General features: G+C 61.4%; 19 protein-coding genes. 18 read left to right on the top strand and 1 reads right to left on the bottom strand.

What is annotated here, in order from left to right; genetic code table 11:
* The first annotated feature begins 8 nt into the window (after window positions 1-8).
* The 17 genes from ACNFBR_RS27300 (at window position 9) to ACNFBR_RS27220 (ending at window position 16,382) form a co-directional block, all read left to right on the top strand.
* Entirely contained in the window at window positions 9-5,189 is a 5,181-nt protein-coding gene (locus ACNFBR_RS27300) for a beta strand repeat-containing protein (RefSeq protein ID WP_416737619.1), read from the top strand.
* Entirely contained in the window at window positions 5,190-5,636 is a 447-nt protein-coding gene (locus tag ACNFBR_RS27295; protein WP_416737618.1) for a hypothetical protein, read from the top strand.
* Between the two features lie 11 nt (window positions 5,637-5,647).
* Entirely contained in the window at window positions 5,648-6,223 is a 576-nt protein-coding gene (locus ACNFBR_RS27290; protein ID WP_416737617.1) for a hypothetical protein, read from the top strand.
* Window positions 6,224-6,287: 64 nt separating this feature from the next.
* Entirely contained in the window at window positions 6,288-7,049 is a 762-nt protein-coding gene (locus ACNFBR_RS27285; RefSeq protein WP_416737616.1) for a hypothetical protein, read from the top strand.
* The gene (locus tag ACNFBR_RS27280; protein ID WP_416737615.1) at window positions 7,030-7,941 is read left to right on the top strand and encodes a hypothetical protein; all 912 of its coding nucleotides are present in this window, start codon (window positions 7,030-7,032) and stop codon (window positions 7,939-7,941) included. The genes ACNFBR_RS27285 and ACNFBR_RS27280 overlap by 20 nt, the downstream gene beginning before the upstream one ends.
* Window positions 7,931-8,419, top strand: coding sequence for a hypothetical protein (locus tag ACNFBR_RS27275; protein WP_416737614.1), 489 nt, complete (start codon window positions 7,931-7,933; stop codon window positions 8,417-8,419). Before ACNFBR_RS27280 ends, ACNFBR_RS27275 begins: the two co-directional genes overlap by 11 nt.
* Before the next feature lie 12 nt (window positions 8,420-8,431).
* Complete coding sequence (locus tag ACNFBR_RS27270) at window positions 8,432-8,689, top strand: PAAR domain-containing protein (RefSeq protein WP_416737613.1); 258 nt, start codon at window positions 8,432-8,434, stop codon at window positions 8,687-8,689.
* 70 nt (window positions 8,690-8,759) lie between these two features.
* On the top strand, window positions 8,760-9,992 hold the full coding sequence (locus ACNFBR_RS27265) for a hypothetical protein (RefSeq protein WP_416737612.1): 1,233 nt from the start codon (window positions 8,760-8,762) through the stop codon (window positions 9,990-9,992).
* Between the two features lie 174 nt (window positions 9,993-10,166).
* Window positions 10,167-10,319 carry a hypothetical protein gene (locus ACNFBR_RS27260; protein ID WP_416737611.1) on the top strand — a complete coding sequence of 51 codons (153 nt, stop codon included), beginning with the start codon at window positions 10,167-10,169 and terminating at the stop codon, window positions 10,317-10,319.
* Window positions 10,316-10,681: a hypothetical protein gene (locus tag ACNFBR_RS27255; RefSeq protein WP_416737610.1), complete on the top strand. Its 366-nt coding sequence runs from the start codon at window positions 10,316-10,318 to the stop codon at window positions 10,679-10,681. The genes ACNFBR_RS27260 and ACNFBR_RS27255 overlap by 4 nt, the downstream gene beginning before the upstream one ends.
* Window positions 10,674-10,919, top strand: a complete 246-nt coding sequence (locus tag ACNFBR_RS27250) for a hypothetical protein (protein WP_416737609.1) — start codon at window positions 10,674-10,676, stop codon at window positions 10,917-10,919. The genes ACNFBR_RS27255 and ACNFBR_RS27250 overlap by 8 nt, the downstream gene beginning before the upstream one ends.
* Window positions 10,916-11,239 carry a hypothetical protein gene (locus ACNFBR_RS27245; protein WP_416737608.1) on the top strand — a complete coding sequence of 108 codons (324 nt, stop codon included), beginning with the start codon at window positions 10,916-10,918 and terminating at the stop codon, window positions 11,237-11,239. Before ACNFBR_RS27250 ends, ACNFBR_RS27245 begins: the two co-directional genes overlap by 4 nt.
* A 506-nt stretch (window positions 11,240-11,745) precedes the next feature.
* Window positions 11,746-12,075 (top strand): hypothetical protein, encoded by a 330-nt coding sequence (locus ACNFBR_RS27240; RefSeq protein ID WP_416737607.1) that lies wholly within the window; start codon window positions 11,746-11,748, stop codon window positions 12,073-12,075.
* Entirely contained in the window at window positions 12,068-12,445 is a 378-nt protein-coding gene (locus ACNFBR_RS27235; protein WP_416737606.1) for a hypothetical protein, read from the top strand. The genes ACNFBR_RS27240 and ACNFBR_RS27235 overlap by 8 nt, the downstream gene beginning before the upstream one ends.
* Window positions 12,442-14,190 carry an SNF2-related protein gene (locus ACNFBR_RS27230; protein ID WP_416737605.1) on the top strand — a complete coding sequence of 583 codons (1,749 nt, stop codon included), beginning with the start codon at window positions 12,442-12,444 and terminating at the stop codon, window positions 14,188-14,190. The genes ACNFBR_RS27235 and ACNFBR_RS27230 overlap by 4 nt, the downstream gene beginning before the upstream one ends.
* Window positions 14,187-14,630: an ASCH domain-containing protein gene (locus ACNFBR_RS27225; protein ID WP_416737604.1), complete on the top strand. Its 444-nt coding sequence runs from the start codon at window positions 14,187-14,189 to the stop codon at window positions 14,628-14,630. Before ACNFBR_RS27230 ends, ACNFBR_RS27225 begins: the two co-directional genes overlap by 4 nt.
* A 558-nt stretch (window positions 14,631-15,188) precedes the next feature.
* Window positions 15,189-16,382 carry a replication initiator protein A gene (locus ACNFBR_RS27220; protein WP_416737603.1) on the top strand — a complete coding sequence of 398 codons (1,194 nt, stop codon included), beginning with the start codon at window positions 15,189-15,191 and terminating at the stop codon, window positions 16,380-16,382.
* Here the strand turns inward: ACNFBR_RS27220 and ACNFBR_RS27215 are convergent.
* Entirely contained in the window at window positions 16,372-16,818 is a 447-nt protein-coding gene (locus ACNFBR_RS27215) for a hypothetical protein (RefSeq protein ID WP_416737602.1), read from the bottom strand. The genes ACNFBR_RS27220 and ACNFBR_RS27215 overlap by 11 nt on opposite strands.
* Window positions 16,819-17,304: 486 nt before the next feature.
* Between ACNFBR_RS27215 and ACNFBR_RS27210 the strand changes: the two genes are divergently transcribed.
* Entirely contained in the window at window positions 17,305-17,484 is a 180-nt protein-coding gene (locus ACNFBR_RS27210) for a hypothetical protein (protein ID WP_416737601.1), read from the top strand.
* The last annotated feature ends 335 nt before the right edge of the window (window positions 17,485-17,819 follow it).

Below are 17,819 nucleotides of genomic sequence, written 5' to 3'. Positions count from 1 at the left end.
AGGGCTGTATGGCTACTATCGGAACGATCTCGCCCACCCTGACACTGGCCGGCAAGAAGGCAATGGCCGCCTCGGGGTCTGGGGTTGCTCTCAAGATTGACGGGGTGACTTTCGGCAAGGGCTTGTACAAGCCTACCGGGAACGAGACGGCCATGAAGTCGCAAGTCGGCGCCAAAGTGACGGTGCGTGCTGGCGCTCGGCCAAACCCCTACCAGCTGCGCATTATCAGCGTGTGGAACGAGGATGTCGGCCAGGTCCCTATCACCGAAATCATCTGGTGGCAGGGCGCTGTCCCTGTCTTCGTCTGGGCCGTCGATAACGTCAACAACGCGCTGACGGTAAAGACCGACGGCGCGCCGTTCGTGCTCTTCAGCGACCTCGGCTTTGCTGACCAGGCGCCGAATAGCATCAGCTTTGTCATTGATCCGACCGAAAGCGTGGCGCTGGCAGCACTGCTGTCGCACGAAGTCGAATCAGCTGACCCTCACACCCAGTACCTGCCCTGGTCGCGCTTCCCTGACGCGATGTCGTACGTGTGGGCCAAAAACGTCGCCGGCACCGCCAATGCCATCGCGCTGACCATGGGAACGGGGATCGACGTTCAAGAGTACCTGGTCGGCCAGACCTTCCGCTTCATGGCCGCCTACGGCAACACCGGGGCCGTGAGCGTGAACGTCAACGGCCTGGGCGCCAAGGCCTTCGTCAAGAACGCGGGCGAGGCGCTGACCCCTGGCGATATCGTCAAAGGGGCGGTCTATGACGCCATCTACGACGGTACCCGCTTCAAGCTGGCGAGCCAGGCCGGCGCCATCATGCTCAACAACACGCTGACCTCCACCAGCGCCACTGAAGCGCTGACCGCGGCCATGGGCAAGAAGCTCAATGACGAGAAGCTGGCCCTGGACGCCGCCAGCGTGGCCCTGAAGCTCGGGGGCGCAACTTACCTGACTGTGACCTCTGCACTGATGAACCTGGGCGCCGATATCGCCGCGGTCAGGATCAAGGGCTATGACGTCTGGCACGCTGGCAACCAGCTGGCGCTGGGCACTACTGGCGCTACGGGGCGCGCTGCCCTGTCGCTGGGCACCCTGTCCACGCAGAACGCGGACAACGTGAATATCCAGGGCGGCCAGGTCAAAGGCATGCTGTCGCACTCCGGCGGCTATTTCGTGATGGCCCCCTTCAGCGAAGCCTATGACGACGGTTCGCTGCTGCGCATGTATTGGAACGGCGTCAGTGAGGTGCTGGAGTTCCGCAACACCGATGGCGGTTACGTCACGCTGAGCGCCAACTATTTCCAAGGCGACGGCAGCAAGCTGCGCAACCTCAACGGCTCCTACATCACCGCCGGCCTGATCGCAGCCGAGCGGCTGAACCTGCTGAACATCGGCACCACTCCGGCTACCGCGCGGGCCGCCTTGATGTTGGGCGCTGCGGCCCTGCTGGGCGTGCAGCTGAACACTGCGGACGATACCGTGGGCGTGCTGTTGCTCAACGGCGCACACGGTCTGGGGGCCGCTTCGCCTCGGGCTATCACCCTGGCCGACTCCACCACACCGATCGGGCACTATCGCGTCCTCCAAACCGACCCCGACAACCCATTCGGCACCAACTGCACGGTCGAGATTGAGCGCTATGCTGCGGCTGGCGGGATCAAGCAGACCGTCACCAACGTGTATTCCGCCACCAACAACCGCCAGGCCTACCGCACCTGGAACGGCGTGGCCTGGACTGGCTGGATCGACCTTTTCACCAGTCTCAACTCGCTGGCGCTGGGCACAACGCCTTCGTCGGCTCGCGCTGCGCTGGAACTGGGCAGCATGGCCACCCAGAACGCAGACGCTGTGAACGTGTCCGGTGGCGTGGTCACCGCCACGCTCAACCACAAATCGGGCTATATGACGTTCGCGCCCTTCGACACCGCGCGCGACGACGGTTCGGTCATGCGCGCCTATTTCGACGGCAACGCCGGGAGGCTGATCTTCTTCAAGTCGGCAGGTGGGACCGGGCCAACGGCGGCGATTCTGGCGGCCTCGGGGTTCGCTGGCGACGGTAGCCTGCTGACCGGGCTGAACGGCTCCCAAGTCACCACCGGCATCATCGCTGCGGCGCGCCTGGGTATTCTGAACATCGGTACCACGCCGGCCACCGCGCGCCAGGCTCTGGAGCTTGGTCTGGCTGCGCTGGCAGACCTCACCACCAGCAACACCGACGGCACCGCCGGGCGAGTCACCCGCGTGGGCGATTTCGGCCTGGGCGGCGCCACCTCGCCCCTGATCAGCGACGTAGAGCAGGCCGACCTGCGCACAGGCTTCTTCGAAACCGGGGGCGCCTATGCCAACCCTCCAGCACCTGACCTGACCAGCTATGGCGACGGCATTCTGAACATTTCCCGCTCCGGCGGGGCGTTCTATCGGATGTTCTTCAGCCGCACGGCTCACCGGCTGTTCTACATCCGCTTGGGCGCCACTGGTGGCACGCTGACCCGCAGCGAGCTGTGGCACTCCCTGAACCAGCTAGCGCTGGGCACCACCCCGGCAACCGGACGCGCTGCGCTGGCGCTTGGCACGATGGCCACCCAGAACGCAGACGCGGTCAACATCAGCGGCGGCCAGGTTAAGGCGCAACTGACTCACACTGGCAGCTACATCAACGTTGCGGCGTATGGCCCGGAATATGACGACGGGAACAACGGCCTGATCTACTGGAGCGGGATCACATCATCGTTAAACTTCAGGAAAGCCGGGGGCGCCAATACGCCTGTCACACTGGTGGCCGGCTACTTCCAAGGTGACGCGAGCAAGCTGACCAACCTGCAAGGCGACGGCAGCAAGCTGACCAACCTCCAGAACCTGAACGGCTCTGCGGTCAACTCGGGCGTGATTGCACCGGCCTACCTGGGCCTGCTGAACATCGGTACCACAGCCTCTACGGCGCGTGCTGCGCTGGCGCTCGGCACCATGGCCACCCAGAACTCCGACGCCGTGAACGTCAGTGGCGGCCAACTGAAGGGGCAGCTGACCCACTCGGGCAACTACTTCACCATGCTCCCGTTCGGCCAGGCGATGGACGATGGTTCCACGCTGCGCATGTACTGGAACGGTACCGCCGCAACCCTGTCCTACCGCAACACAGGCGGCGGCTACGTCACTCTTGAAGCCAACTACTTCCAGGGCGATGCAAGCAAACTGACCAACCTCCAGGGCGACGGCAGCAAGCTCACGAACCTCAATGGCTCGCAGGTCGCTACCGGCACAATCGCCGCAGAGCGCTTGGGCCTGCTGAACATCGGTACCACCCCGGCCACAGCGCGCGTGGCGCTGGCGCTCGGCTCCATGGCTACCCAGAACGCCGACAACGTGAGCATCAGCGGCGGTTCGGTCAAGGCGCAGCTCTATCACTCCGCCGGCTACATGACCTTGGCGCCCTTCAGCGCAGCCATGGACGATGGCTCAACCATGCGGGCCTACTGGAACGGCAACGCGGCTACCCTGGTGCTGGCCAACACCGCTGCCGGCGGAACAGTTACCATGACCGCTGGCGCCTTCTGGGGCGATGGCAGCAAGCTGAGCAACCTGAACGGCTCGCAAGTCACCACCGGGACCATCGCAGCAGATCGCCTGGGGCTGTTGAACATCGGCACCACCGCAGCCACGGCCCGCACAGCGCTGGGGCTCGGTACCGCCGCACAGGCCGACGCCACCACCGGAAGCACGGACGCAACGGCGGGCCGTATGACTCGCGTGGGCGACTTCGGTCTGGGCGGTGCTACTTCCCCGGTCATTCTTGACGTCGAACAGCAGGACCTGCGCACCGGCTTCTACGAGACCGGCAACAACTACGCGAACCCGCCGACCCAAGAGCTGACCAGCTATGGCGACGGCATCCTGAACATCGCCCGCTCTGGTGGCGCATTCTTCCGCCTGATGTTCGCCCGTACTGCGCACCGGATCTTCATGATTCGCCAGGGGGCCACGGGCGGCACCATTACCCGCAGCGAACTGTGGCACACCCTGAACCAGCTGGCCCTCGGTACCACCAGCGCCACGGCGCGTGATGCGCTCGCTTTGGGCTCTATGGCCACGCAGAACGCCAGCGCGGTGAACGTGACCGGTGGCCAGGTGAAAGCGGCCTTGGCCCACAGCAGTGGCTACATGAACATCGGCGCCTACGGTTCGGCATATGACGATGGCACCACCGGCCAGCTGTTCTGGAGCGGCAACACCTCGACCATTTCCTTGAGGAAATCGAACGGTGCTACCCCGGTAACGCTCGCGGCGGGCTACTTCCAGGGCGACGGCAGCCAGCTGACTAACCTGCAAAACCTGAACGGCTCCGCAGTCAACTCGGGCGTGATTGCACCGGCCTACATCGGCATGCTGAACATCGGCACCACGCCATCTACTGCACGCACAGCGCTGGCGCTCGGCAACATGGCCACGCAGAACGCGGACGCCGTGAGCGTGACCGGTGGTGCGGTCAAAGCCCAGCTGTCTCATGCCAGCGGCTACCTGACTATGTTCCCCTTCAGCGCGGCCATGGATGACGGCTCCACCATGCGCGCCTACTGGAACGGCACCGCTTCGAGCTTGGCGCTGCGCAACACGGCCAGCGGCGGTACCGTCACCGTAGAGTGCAGCTACTTCCAGGGCGACGGCAGCAAGCTGACCGGCCTGAACGGCTCGCAGGTAACCAGCGGCACCATTGCAGCTGCTCGCCTGGGCCTGCTGAACATTGGCACCACCGCAGCCACCGCCCGCACGGCGCTGGAACTGGGCACGCTGGCCAGCCAGAACTACGGCGCGGTGACCATCACCGGCGGCACCATCACCGGCACCTACGCGCTCAACACCACGGGTAACGCCGCTACCGCCACCACCGCAACCAGGTTGGCCACCCCTCGCAATATTAACGGCGTTGCGTTCGATGGCTCGGCCAACATCACCGTCACCATCACCCCTGCACAGGCCGGCGTGGCGATTTCCGGGCAGAGCGCTGGGGGCTTGGGCACCTACTCGTTCCTGCGCAACAAGACCGCGTCGATCATCAACATTGGCGACGAAGTGCCGGGCTCAAGCCTGGTCTACAGCGGCAGCAACACACCGGCAATCACTGTCCCGCAGGGTACCTGGCGCTGCATGTCCTACGCCTACCCGAACGAGTCCGGCACCTTTATGAGGATCGCGTAATTGGAAACCCAGATTGAAGTACGTGCCCCGGCGTTCAACGCCGTGGGCACCATCGACTGCGAGCTGAAGCACCCAACCTTGGGATGGATCAAGTTCACCGCTTCGCCCGATGACAGTGAGCCCATGGGCCGGGAGACGCATGCCGCGCTGATGGCCGGCGCCGCTGGCGACATCAAGGCCTACGACCCCAGCACCGCACCACGCCTCGTACCTTCAACCATTACGCGGCGCCAAGGCCTGCTGGCGCTCCTGGACGTCGGGATGCTGGACGACCTCGAAGCGGCCATTGCGGGCATCGCAAGCCCGGTGGACAAGCGCAAAGCGCAAATCGAATTCGACACCGCTGAGTGGTCGCGCCAGAACGCCTGGTTGAACGCCATCACCAGCGAAATCGGCATGACCTCCAGTGACCTGGACGAACTCTTTATCAACGCCTCAACCCTGTAGGAGCACACCCCATGAGCAACCTGAATATCTGTATCGCCTTCGTCGCCGGCCAATGGTCCAGCTTTCAAACCGTAGAAGGCCTGCTCGCAGCCATCCGCAATGCCGGCGACAACGTGGTACCTGGTGGCGATGCTGGCCTGGACGATAAAGAATGCGCCGTGCTCCAGCGCGCAATCCTCACCCAAGGCGAGACCGTCACTCTTGACATCGAGCGCATGGGCGCCGAGGCCTCGGGCTTCGCCAACCTCAAGATCTATGACCACGAGGGCCTGATCGTGGATGCCGACACCCTGCGCGAGCGCGGCGTCGATCTGGCCGCCTGCGCGGAAGTGATCATGGTGGAAAACCAGTGGATTCCGGTGGCCTTCATCCGGGAGAACATGGACCAGAACGTGCTGGCGCAGCTGGACGGCCTCTACTGGCCTGGTCCGCTCATGCAGACCCAGGTGTACAAGATGCTGCACCGGGCCATGAAGGGCGAAACCATCAGTTTCCTGGCGCTCAAGCAGGCTGCCGACCAGGCCAAGCTGGCAGAAGAAGCAGGTGAGCCTGAGCCAGTAGAAGAGCCGCAAGAGCCGGCGGAATAACACATACGCTCTTCCAGGGGCGCAGGGCAGCTCGGTAACGGGCTGTCCCTTTTTTGGGGTGCCAATGACTCAACTCAACGGAAGTTTCATCCAGCAGAAAGAGGCCTTCGGCTGGTACATGCTCAAGTGGTTCCAGGGCCTGTACGCCGATACCCCTGCGCTGAAGGAATTCAAGTCTCGCCCGCCTGCCCAGGCCATGCAGTGGGCGCCGTCTCGCATGATCGACAAGGCCGAGGCGATGCTGGCGCAGTACCGCAAGAACGAGAACGGGCCCAAGGCGGCAACGACCAAGCTGCCGATCGTCATTCTGGCCACGGACGATGATTTCTTGGGCACAGGGCCGGACTGGGGCGGCCAGCACACCGGCTTCAAGCGTATCCAGATCCTGAAAGGTGGTTCCTGGTACGACCATCGGCAGGACATGCACGACCGCCGGATTCAGGTCGTCATCTTCGCCAGCGACCCAGACACCGCCAAATCCATTGCCGCGCAGCTCAGCGCCTACATGCAGGAGCCCCAGCACCGATACTTCGATGCCACCTACCAGTTCGGGCAGTACAAGGTGCCGGCGCCGATACAGCTGGAGACCAAGCGCATTGACTGGATGCGGGCAGAACACGACCTGAAGAACATCAAGATTCTGGCCGGGGACGTGGCCCTAAAGTGCGTTGTGCCTGTATTCCGGGCCCCGGGTGAAGACGAACAGAACGATGGTTCGGATAACGTGCCACCAGGTTACCCGGTAGTCCGTAAGGTTCACGCGCAGCAAAGCTCAGGCCCCGACCGCGAGCACATGGTGAAGCACATTGAACGTATTTCTGAGTGAGCGCGGTGAGCTGGGCGACCAGATCCCTACGGACGTGGTAATCCGCTGGGTGAACCGCTCCGACCTTACGCCGATCCCGCGCAACCTGGAATTCACCGTGAAGCTAATCAGTGGCGTGGAAGAGCGCCTGAAGAAGGGCGTCACGGTGTGGTCTGGCCGGGAGAACCTGCCGTACAAGATCGTCAAAACGCTGCGTGATCCGCCCCAAGGTCAAGTTCAGGGCCGCGATCAGCAGCAATCCATGAGCGTGACCGCACTCCTGGAAAACTGCGCCCCTCTGGCCGAGCCGCTGGCCAAGGCAGTAGTGCTGCGCAATGCGGCGCTATCGAACGTACTGCGCAGCTGTGGCGCCTACATGCGTATTGGTGACGGCGACTTCAACGTACCGAGGTTCACCTGTTTCCGCGGTAAGCAGCCCAGCTACAGCCTTGCCACGGTGTTGCAGGAAGAAGGTGCGGTGCTGGTGATGGCCGGCGGGCAGTTGCAGGCCATGCGTCTCACCGACCTGGCGCGTCAAACGGCGATCGACACCATTGGCCAGGTCGACAGCAGCGCGAAGATCGACAGCGAATTCCTGGAACGCCAGCACGTACCCAGCTGGTACACCGTGGATGATAGGGGCGCGATCGTCACCGGCCAGATGGGTGATTCGCGGGTGGTGCAGTTCCTGCCACGCGGAGACAAGCACCAATTGCGTAACTCGTCGTGCGTCCTGGTGCGCACCAAGACTGTCGACTCGCAACAGTGCCAGCAGATACAGGCCGGCCATGTGCTGAACGTAGCCGGGGAAAACCTGGTGGTGATGACTGCGGCGCACGCTGGTGTGCAAAAGACGGGCGCCATGGAGAGCTACAGCCGCTTGTGGCTGGGGAGTTTGATCAATGCTACCTAGCCTTGTACCGGCCTTTGTGCGGGCCGTAGACCGTGGCCGGCGGGAAATTCGCGTAGAAATCCCACCCTACACCGATGGCGCCAACGAATGGCCCATTGCCGAAATGTGCTACCCGATTGGCGACGACTCCCCCAATACGGAAATCCGCGTGGTGGTGAATATGCCGGTGTGGGTGGCTTTCCGTGGTGGTGATGAGCGCTACCCGATCATCATGGGGCACCGCCCGGTGAACGTGGGAAACGAGGTCGGTACCAGACGCTGGAACCACGACAACTTCGAGCTGAATGCAGACAAGGATTACACGCTGAATTCCGGTATCAGTATCAATCTGGATTCAGGCAAAACAGTTGCGATCGATGCCGGGCAGACGGTCACCATTACGGCGGGTACCCAGATACTGCTGCAAGTAGGCGCCAGCACTATCACCATCACCCCGGCCCAAATCGCGCAGATAGCCGCGCTAATCAGCCTCAACTAAGGAGAAAGGACCATGCCAGGTGTATCAAGAGCAGGTATCGACCAGGCCGGCGGCACCATCAGCGGTGTGCTGGTGCCCAATGTCCTCGTTAACGGGGCGCCAATCGCAGTGAAGGGCGCCAAAGTCGACCCGCACGGGTTGCACGTTGCCCAGGTGATGGTTGGATCGAGCGCGACCGTCATGGCAGGCGGTATTCCCGTATGCCGGGCCGGTGACGCCTCAAGCTGTGGCCACACCGCCAGCGGCGCTGTGAATGTGATGGCCAACTAGCAAACGCCCACCAGGTGGCTGCCGCCCACCGCCGCACAATGGACCCCAAACCAATCTTCAGGGGTCCACCGTGCCGCAAACCAACTCCCTCGACTTCTCTACCGCTGCTGGCGCCGAAACCGCGCTCAAGCAAGTCAGCCAACTGCTGGGCCGTGCCGGGCAGGCCGTAGTTTCCACCGAATTCAGCCCCAAGCCACGCCGCTCCTCCGATACCACCTACCGCGAGGCGCTGCTGGTGCTGGCCAGCGGGCAGACCATCACCTTGCGCGTGAACGGTACCGGTGACATCTACCAGGTGTTGCTGAACGGCTCGGTAAAGCCGCTCAGGGAGCACACCGACACCGCCAAGGCCGTAGCCGAGATTGCAGGCATGGCCGAGAAGAACCAGGCAGCCTTCCAAAAAGCCCAGGCCCGCAAGGCTGTGGCGCTGCCCAAGGGCATGAGCACGCCGAAGCCCAAGCAGGTCGATGTGCTCAATCAGCAAATTGCGGACCTGGACGCCCAGATCGGCACCAAGCAGGCCACCATTGCCCAGCTGAAGGCCCAGCTGGACGGCGGCGCAATGACCGATTCCGTTCCGCGCGAACTGGACGACCAGAACGGCGCAGCACGAGAAGTGCTGATGCAGCTGGCCAACGCAGACGGGAATGTCCTGGAGGATGGTCAGGTGGCCAGCAAGGCTGGTCGTGACGTCCTGGTAGACCTCGGCATGGTCGACCGCTACACCGACCAGGGCGAGAACGTACTGAGTGACAAGGGCCGAACCTGCGCCGCGATGCTGGATGCAGTGGCCCGCGAAGAACCGCCGACAGCCGCGGACACTAGCGTGCGAGAGCCCATGGGGGTGCTTCCATTCGCCAGCGCCTACGTTGCAGCCACCGAGTTGGCCGCGGCCACCGGAACCATGCTGGACAGCGCCACCGCCTCAACCGAAGGCGCGAAGGCCTATCTGCAAATCGGGCTTCAGATCGTGGAGCACAACGCCCCGATCAGCTTGGAGAGCGGCGATATCGCCCAGATGCGCCACCAGTTGCACATGGCTGAATCATTCCGAGCGGCCATTGCCATGCTGGACAACGCCGGTACCCGCCAGATGGATGACCAGGCGCTGGCGCAGTTGGTGGCCATCGCAAAGGCAGATGCTGCAACCGAGGACGAGATTCAAGACCAGGACGCACTGGCGACCCTGCTGGCGCTGTCGATGGTGGACGTTGCCGAGGGTATCTATTTCCTCACCGAGGAAGGCCGGCAGCACCTCAATGCCAATGGAATGGATGCCTACGGCGAGCCCTTCACAGAGTGAAGAAGCACACCAGCAAAAAAGACTATCGAAAACATTATAAAATTGTTGTTTAATCGGCGCATAAATGTCCGGGGATAATTTTATGCGTCAAAAGGAATGTGACCGCTTCAACCTGCTGGGATCGATCGGGGGTGTCCGATGATCCTGGCCGGCGTTCAAGTAGACGAGCGCGAAATGCTCGCTGCTGCAATGCGCAAGATGCGCCCTACCCGAGTCCCCACCATGCGCTGGGCCCTGGTCCGTGACTACTTCGCCATCGCCTCGACCCAGGCTTACGCCCTGTGCCGTGAGTTCCGCCTGGACCCAGAAGAGAGACTGAACCCATGAGCCAAGAAATCCTGGCCTACGTCCGCGCGCTGGTGCACAGAGCACAGAACGAAGGCGCCCGCCGCATTGAACTGAGTGTCAAAGACCTGAGCGAGCTGCTGCCGCATGCCGAGGCTGGCCTGTACCGGCAACGGGCGGATCAACCGATGAAGCCCGCCGGCTGGGTGAGCCCCGGGGCGTTGCGCCGGTTGAACAGTAAGCGCAAGGGTGACCGGGCTATCAAGCTGCTCCGGTTCAAGACCGACGAGTTCAATACCGAAGTGTTCTTCTGCGACAACCTGCGCGACAAGGAACAGGAAACCATCGCAGCTGGCCAAGCCAAGGAGGCAGCGAAAGCCGCCCAGGAGGGTGGCAGTGTTTGATTGGGATGGATTTCTACTGATCGTGCTGCTGGGGCTGGTGTGCGGCTACCTGAGCGGCGGGGCACTCGCCGGCACGCTCTGGTACAGGCGCTGCTCGGACCTCGAAAAGAAGGCGCTTGCGGCATACCGCGAACGCTACGAAGCCGACTGCGCGCTGCGTGTAGCGCTTGACGAGCTGGATAGGCTTGAAGGCCAGGTCGAACAAATGATGCAGCTGTTCCCCGAGGGTAAAGCATGAGCAGCCGTAAGGCTTTTGAGGCCGCCTACATGGAAGAGCAGCTGCGCCGTTGCGGTGAGGGTTTCCGATCGACCGTAGAGCACTCACTGAGCCAGCGAAAGCCATGCGGCGACTACTTGCACTACCTGGAATCCATCGCTTGGAAAATGTGGAAGGCCGCAGGCCCTGACGCTGAGGCCTATCGCTTCCTGCGTGACCAAGCGGTGAGCGCGCGCGCCAGCTGCGGCGACGTACCGGTGGTTCGGTGCGGCCTGGGTGAAGTACTCCACGGCAAAGCGCTGGACCAGGCTGTGGCGAGCGCGCTGGAGAAGCACGGTTGAGCCTGGACCAGTACACCGACCAAAACCTGATAGACGAGCTCTTGAATCGGCGGCTTGAAAAGGAGCAGGGTTGGGACAACGTCGAATACTGCCACGACTGCGCCCGCTTCAAGCCCTGGGCACGCCGTGGCGAGCCGCCAGCCGACTACAACCCCTGTGGGCTGGCGCACAAACTGCAATTTCGCATGCCCGAGGAATGGGAGGGCCCGCACGCTGAACATGGGTTCTACAGGCGTATTTGCAGTGACAGAGCTGCCATTGAGCCGCCGGCACCTGGTCGCCGTCCACCGCCCGCAGAACCACCGCGAGGCCGGCCAGGCTGGGCGGAAACGCACAAGCCAGGCGGCAAGTCCTGATCCCCTCCCCCACGGCGCCCATTGGCGCCGTTTCTGATCCTGCTGTCCCACAAAGGATCCTCAAAAAACATTAGCGAAATGCCTGTAAAATTCGCGCATAATGTCCGGGGATAGTTTATTAAGGCCTGCCAGGCCATTTTGGGGGACTGTATGCACGGAAAGCGGGGCCTTGATCGCGCCAGCTATGACACTGATATCGAATTCGAGCGCGCAGTTGATATTGCGGCCAGCCAGCTTGATACCGACGGACAATTGCGCCTCTTGCATTCGCTTATGCGTGACTGCCGCGCCTGCGGTGCAGAGATAGAGCCTGGCAAGGTAGAGATTCGTTCAACCCACCCCCAGCGGAACTGGTTGGTGTGTATTGGCTGCGGGCATAACGTACAGCTCCCCCACAATGGCGGGCATTCACTGGGCAAGCTGGTGACGCTGTGGAACGACACGCCACTGACGATCGACGCCGAGGCCGCCCATGTCTGAGCCCCGCCTGGCGCTGCGTGCGATTGCCAACCATCTGACCCGCTTCGCCTACCGCTACAGCAGCGAAGTCGCCTTGCACGAATCAATGGCCAAGGTGCTGGAAGACAACGGCTTCGCCTTCACCCGTGAGTACGCCCTGGACGCACGCAACCGCGTGGATTTCTGGGTGGACGGCATCGTGATCGAAGTGAAGGTCGACGGCTCCATGTCCGACGCCCTGCGCCAGGTAGACCGGTATATCAACCTTCCCCAAGTGACGGGCGTGATTCTCGCCGGCACGCCGCGCTGGGCGTCCCAGCCGTTGGTGGAAAAGCCGGATTGGCAAAACAAACCCTTTGAAATGGTCCGCCTGGTGAGGCAATACCTATGACTTTCGGTGCCGTCGACTTCAATGGCCGCAGCTGGTTCGTCAGCTGCGAGCCACAAGTGCGCTCCCGGCTCAAGCGCGTGTTCCCACGGATGGCGCAGCATGCGGCGGATACCCAGCAGCTGCTCGCCAGCGCTGAAAACAGCCGTGAGCTGCTGTGGTTCCTCCAGCGTTACCCCATGGATATGGCGGCAGACGTGCGTGCCAAACTTGAGGCACTGGCCGCTGAGCATGTGCAAATGGAGACGAGCCTGGCCGACCTTGTTGCAGGACGGCTGGCCATCCCACCATTTGAGCTGGCCAAGCCTGCCCGTGAATACCAGCGCGTTGCTGCGACCCAGCTGGAGATTCGTGGCGGCCTGCTGCTGGCTGATGACCTGGGCCTGGGTAAGACCGTTACGGGGATGTGCCCAATGGCCATTCCGGCCAACCTGCCGGCTGTGGTCGTGTACCCCGCGGCGCTGCCGAACCATTGGCCTGAGAAAATGGCCGAGTTCGCGCCCAACCTACGGGTGCACCATATCCGCGCCGGCAAGCCATACCCGCTGACCAGGCAACCCCGCCAGCGGATCAAAGACCTGTGGGACACCCTGCCTGACGTCATCCTGGTCAGCTATCACAAGCTCCGAGGTTGGGCTGAGGTCCTGGGTGAGATAGCACAGTACGTGGTATTCGAGGAATGCCAGCAGTTGCGTAACCCTGGCAGCGATATCTACCGTGCCTGCCAGTATCTGGCCGCTCGGGCGCGCTTGCGCATGGGGCTCACTGCAACGCCGATCTACAACTACGGCGGTGAGTTCTACCACGTCGTCAACGTGCTCCTACCGGACTCCTTGGGCGATTACGACGAGTTCATCCGGGAATGGTGCGTCAGCGGCTTTGGGGACAAGCCCAAGCTGGATGATGCCGAGCTGTTCGGCAGTTACCTGCGCCGTGAAGGCATCATGCTCCGACGCACGCGAAAAGAAGTCGGGCGCGAGCTGCCGGCGCTGTCGAAGATCCCGCACGAAATCGAAGCCGACGCCAAGGTGCTGGAAAGCATCACCGGAAATGCGGTGGCGCTGGCCAGGACCATCATGGCCAAGAACGAAAGCTACCGCGGCGAGAAGATGCAGGCCGCTGGCGAACTGGACCTGCTGGTACGGCACGCGACCGGTGTGGCGAAAGCGCCGTATGTGGCGGAGTTCGTCAAGCTCCTGGTTGAGAGTGGTGAGCAGGTGATGCTGTTCGGCTGGCACCGTGACGTGTACCAAATCTGGGCCGAGAAACTGGCCGAATACAACCCGTGCATGTACACCGGCAGTGAGTCTGCTGCGCAGAAGCAGGCAGCCAAAGAAGCGTTCATTCGCGGTGATAGCCGCGTCATGTTGATCAGCCTGCGTGCTGGCGCTGGTATCGACGGTCTCCAACACGTCTGTAGCACCGTCGTGTTCGGTGAGTTGGATTGGTCGCCGGGCGTGCATGAGCAGTGCACGGGCCGTGTACACCGTGACGGCCAGCAGAACCCCGTAATGGCGTACTTCCTGATATCCGACGAGGGTAGCGACCCAATCGTTTCGGATGTCTTGGGTGTGAAGCGCGAGCAGATCGAAGGGGTGAGAAACCCTCAAGACAACCTGCTTGAGCGCCTGGATACCGGCGGGAACAAGCTGCGCGACCTGGCGGCCAAGTTCCTCAAAGACAACAACGTTGCTGTGGCCGATCCAGCTGAACCTACTCCCCTTCGTGAACAGATGGAGCTTGCATGAAAGCCCTGAGCATTCGTCAACCGTGGGCCTGGCTGATCACCAGGCCTGACCTGGTGAACGCTGAAGAGCGTGCAGCGGCTGTGGCCGCAGGCCTGGTCAAAGACATCGAGAACCGTACCAGGCGTACCAACTTCCGTGGTCGCTTCCTGGTGGTGGCATCTAAGGGCATGACTTGGGACGAATACACCGATTGCGTGGCGTTCGCCCGCTCGCGCGGCGTTGACCTGCCGCCGTTCAACGATCTTGCCCGGGGCGGCATTGTGGGTGCGGTTGATTTGGTCGATTGCCTGCCCTTCAGCCCATCGCCTTGGTACATGGGTTATGTCGCTCTGGTGCTGCGTGATGCCGTGCCATTGCCCTTTACCCCGGTGAAGGGGCAGCTGGGTTTCTACGACATCCCCTTCACTGAATCTGAATTATTGGAAATTGACACACCATGAGCGCCCCAATTTATTGCCGAACCACCGGCCTGCAAGTCCTCGTTTGTCGCTGCTACCGCTGTCAGGACTACGGCCCAACAGGGTGCCGCACACAAAAACCGGTGGGTAAATGACGTTTTATTAGTTTTAGAAACGTTTTAAATATAGTTTTGGGCAATGTGAATAAGTGGCTCAACGCCATAATTCGCGCGGTTTTCGGGATGTGCACAACCCTGTGGGCGGGTGGGTAAATTACTGATTCGGGTGGGTAAATTACGCTTTTTGGTGGGTGAATTACTGGTTTGGGTGGGTGAATTACGTTTTTCCGTGGTGGGTGGGTAAATTACGGAAACCGCGCTACTCCTGGCCTCCAGAAAGGCCCTTGGTGGGTAAATTACGGTGTGCGGCACCCCTCCAGAGCCCGGTTTATGCGGGTTTGGCCGAAAAATTCCGTAATTTACCCACCGCGCGACCCTCCGATTTTCGATGGCGGTTTCTCACACCAGGTGAAAGCCTTATCATCCAGCCTCGGCTTCCTTGCCGGGTGTACTTACGGATCGAATCAGGACGGAACTGCCGATGGCTTCTCAAACCTCTACTGCTGGCCCAGATGACAGGCTGAATCGCAGCCTCAAGGCGCTCCAGGAGAAGGGGGCGGTGAGAAAGGCGCGCAAGTCATCCGTTAAGCGGGCAGAAGTGCAGCACGAGCTGTTGTCGCCCGAACAGGCTCCAGCGCCGCCCCCCACTGCGGAAAGAGTCGAAGCGCCGGCCTCTGGCGAAGCCGAAGCCCCATCGAAGCGGAAAACCAAGCCCAAGCCCAAGGCCGAAAAGCCGAGTCGCCGTAAGGCCGACATGCCCGGTACTCAAGGAGACTTCTTCACCCCCGTGCTTTACGACGTCGGCGCCAAGGACAGCCGCGGCGTGATGGACGTGGCCGTTTTCCGGTTGTCGAAGAAAGACAAGCGCGAGAACGCGATGATTCGTTACGACCTACCCGATGGCCATGTGGTGGTCACCTCCGGCCCGCACGGTATGGCGTCAGTCTGGGACTACGACATTGTGCTGATGGCCGTGTCGCACCTCACTGAGGCCATGAACCGGTACCAGAACGGCAAAGGCGAGAAGCCGTCGCAGATCTTCAAGCCCCACATTGGTGACGTGCTCAAGTTCTGCCGCAAGGACAACGGTGGTAACCAGAAGGACGCGGTCGTGGGCGCGCTGGAGCGCCTGAGCACTACCTTTGTCGGCATCGAGCGAACTGTCCAGGTGCGCGGCAAGGTGGTGACCGTGAACGAGGGCGAGAACCTGATCGGCCCATTCAAGACCGTCAGTAACGCGAAGAAGAAGGTCGAGTACATCGAAATCAAGATTGCCGACTGGATGTACAACGAGATAACTCAGGGCAGCCGCCCGGACGTGCTGACGGTGCATCCTGACTACTTCCTGCGCGAGTCAGGCATTGCCAGGTTCATCTACCGGCTGGCGCGCAAGGCAGCTGGCCGGGGCACTGCCGCTTGGGGGTTCAAGACCCTGTTTGACCGCAGCGGCAGCACCGGGACGTTCAAAGAGTTCACACGAGCGGTCCGGGAGCTGGTGAAGGTGAACGACCTGCCGGAATATGCCTTGGTCGAAGAGCCCGGCAAGGACGGCCCAGTGCTGCATATGGTTCACCGGGCTATCGCAGATCAGTGGAAGGTAGGCGAGCCGCCGGCTGAAGCCAAAGATCCTGACGAAACCGAAGACGGTGCGGAAGAATCCGAAGCTAAATCCTGATCAGGTCAAACCACTCGTCCATGGCCTCTTCAGCGGTCAGGATTCCCCGCTGGCGCTGCTGGAAGTGAACCAGCCCCAGGACTGCAACCTCCCCGTTCTGTAGATCGGGGTGCAAGCGGTATTGCTGCCCCTTCTCGTCAATGCCGTCCACCTCGATGCGCGGCGTGTACCGCGCCACCTCGTCGTCAAAGGCCACCATTTCGTTGCCCTCGGCCTGCTTGTAGGCCCTGATGGCATCGTCCCAATGCTCTTCCTGGAACAGGCAATCATAGGCCTCGCACCGCACATTGGTGACGAAGGCAAAGCCTGGTTGGGGTTCCTCCCGAAACTCTTCAGAACGTTTCACGATCGCCAGCACGCCGGTAGCCGGATCGAGCATTGCTATGAGCGTTATGGGGTCCCCTGAGTAGCCGGTAGCGGATGACATGATCTTCATGGCTAAAAATACCAATAAAAAGGTAATGTTTTCCCTTGTAAGAAAACCAAGAAAATTATAATGTTTTCCTCGTCGCGGAGTGCGACTACCAGCGAGAGAAGGAAAACGTCATGCGAAAGATTGTAGGGATCGTCCCCAAGCAACTTGTTTGGGGTTTGCTAGGCGGAATGCTTATGGCCGGGTACGGATGGGTTGGCCAGAGCGATTACGAGAATGAGGTTGCATACCAGGAGTTGTATTGCCAGATGGTGCGCGATGACCTGTGGGAGCCGAAGCCAGGCATGATTTGCCCAGCACCAGACCTAACCCCGGGGGAGCGGCTGGTTTCGCTGTAAAAGAAGGCCCTGCCAATGCGCAGGGCCTTTCCAATTCAGTCCCCGGACAACTCGCTATGCCGTCGGCTGCTTTCTTCACCGCCGGCATGGCGTATCGCTGAGAATGTGACATATCATAAAGGCACAATTTCTCAACGACTTAGGACCCCTCATGGCAAAGACCGACGCGAAGGCCGAACCCAAGGAAGAGAAGGGCCGGAAAGCCTTCTACCTGACCGCTTCCCAGATTGAGAAGGTTCGCGGGCTGGCGTTCGCGCGCAACGTGCCTGAGTCGACAATCGTGGGCGAGCTGATCGATAAGGCTCCAGAGCCGAAAATCAAGCTGGGCTGATCGCCAGTACTGACAGGGAAGGTTGGGGAGCAGGTATGGATACGTCTACTCCAGTGCTTTTGGTCGTCGTAGGCGTAGTTGCCTTTTTTATCTACCGATCGCACAAGCGAAGGGTCAACTACGAGTCTGTATGCGAGGTTGTCCAAGTCCTCAACGGCTTGGCTGATCGGCACGAGAACGGCTCCAAAGAGCAGGCTAGATACTTGGCGACGGCGGACGCACTCCGTGAGGCTCAGGCCTCTATCATCGCTAAGCGTATCCTTGATCCGCAGCAAGCCTCTGATATCCAGAGGCAGCTGCTGGGTGCATTCGCGCCACATTTCCTGGAGTCGATT

This window comes from Pseudomonas sp. NY11955 (genome assembly GCF_048068035.1).
Classification (GTDB): domain Bacteria; phylum Pseudomonadota; class Gammaproteobacteria; order Pseudomonadales; family Pseudomonadaceae; genus Aquipseudomonas.
Note: the sequence above shows the minus strand (reverse complement) of the source record. Positions and strands in the feature narration are given on the sequence as shown.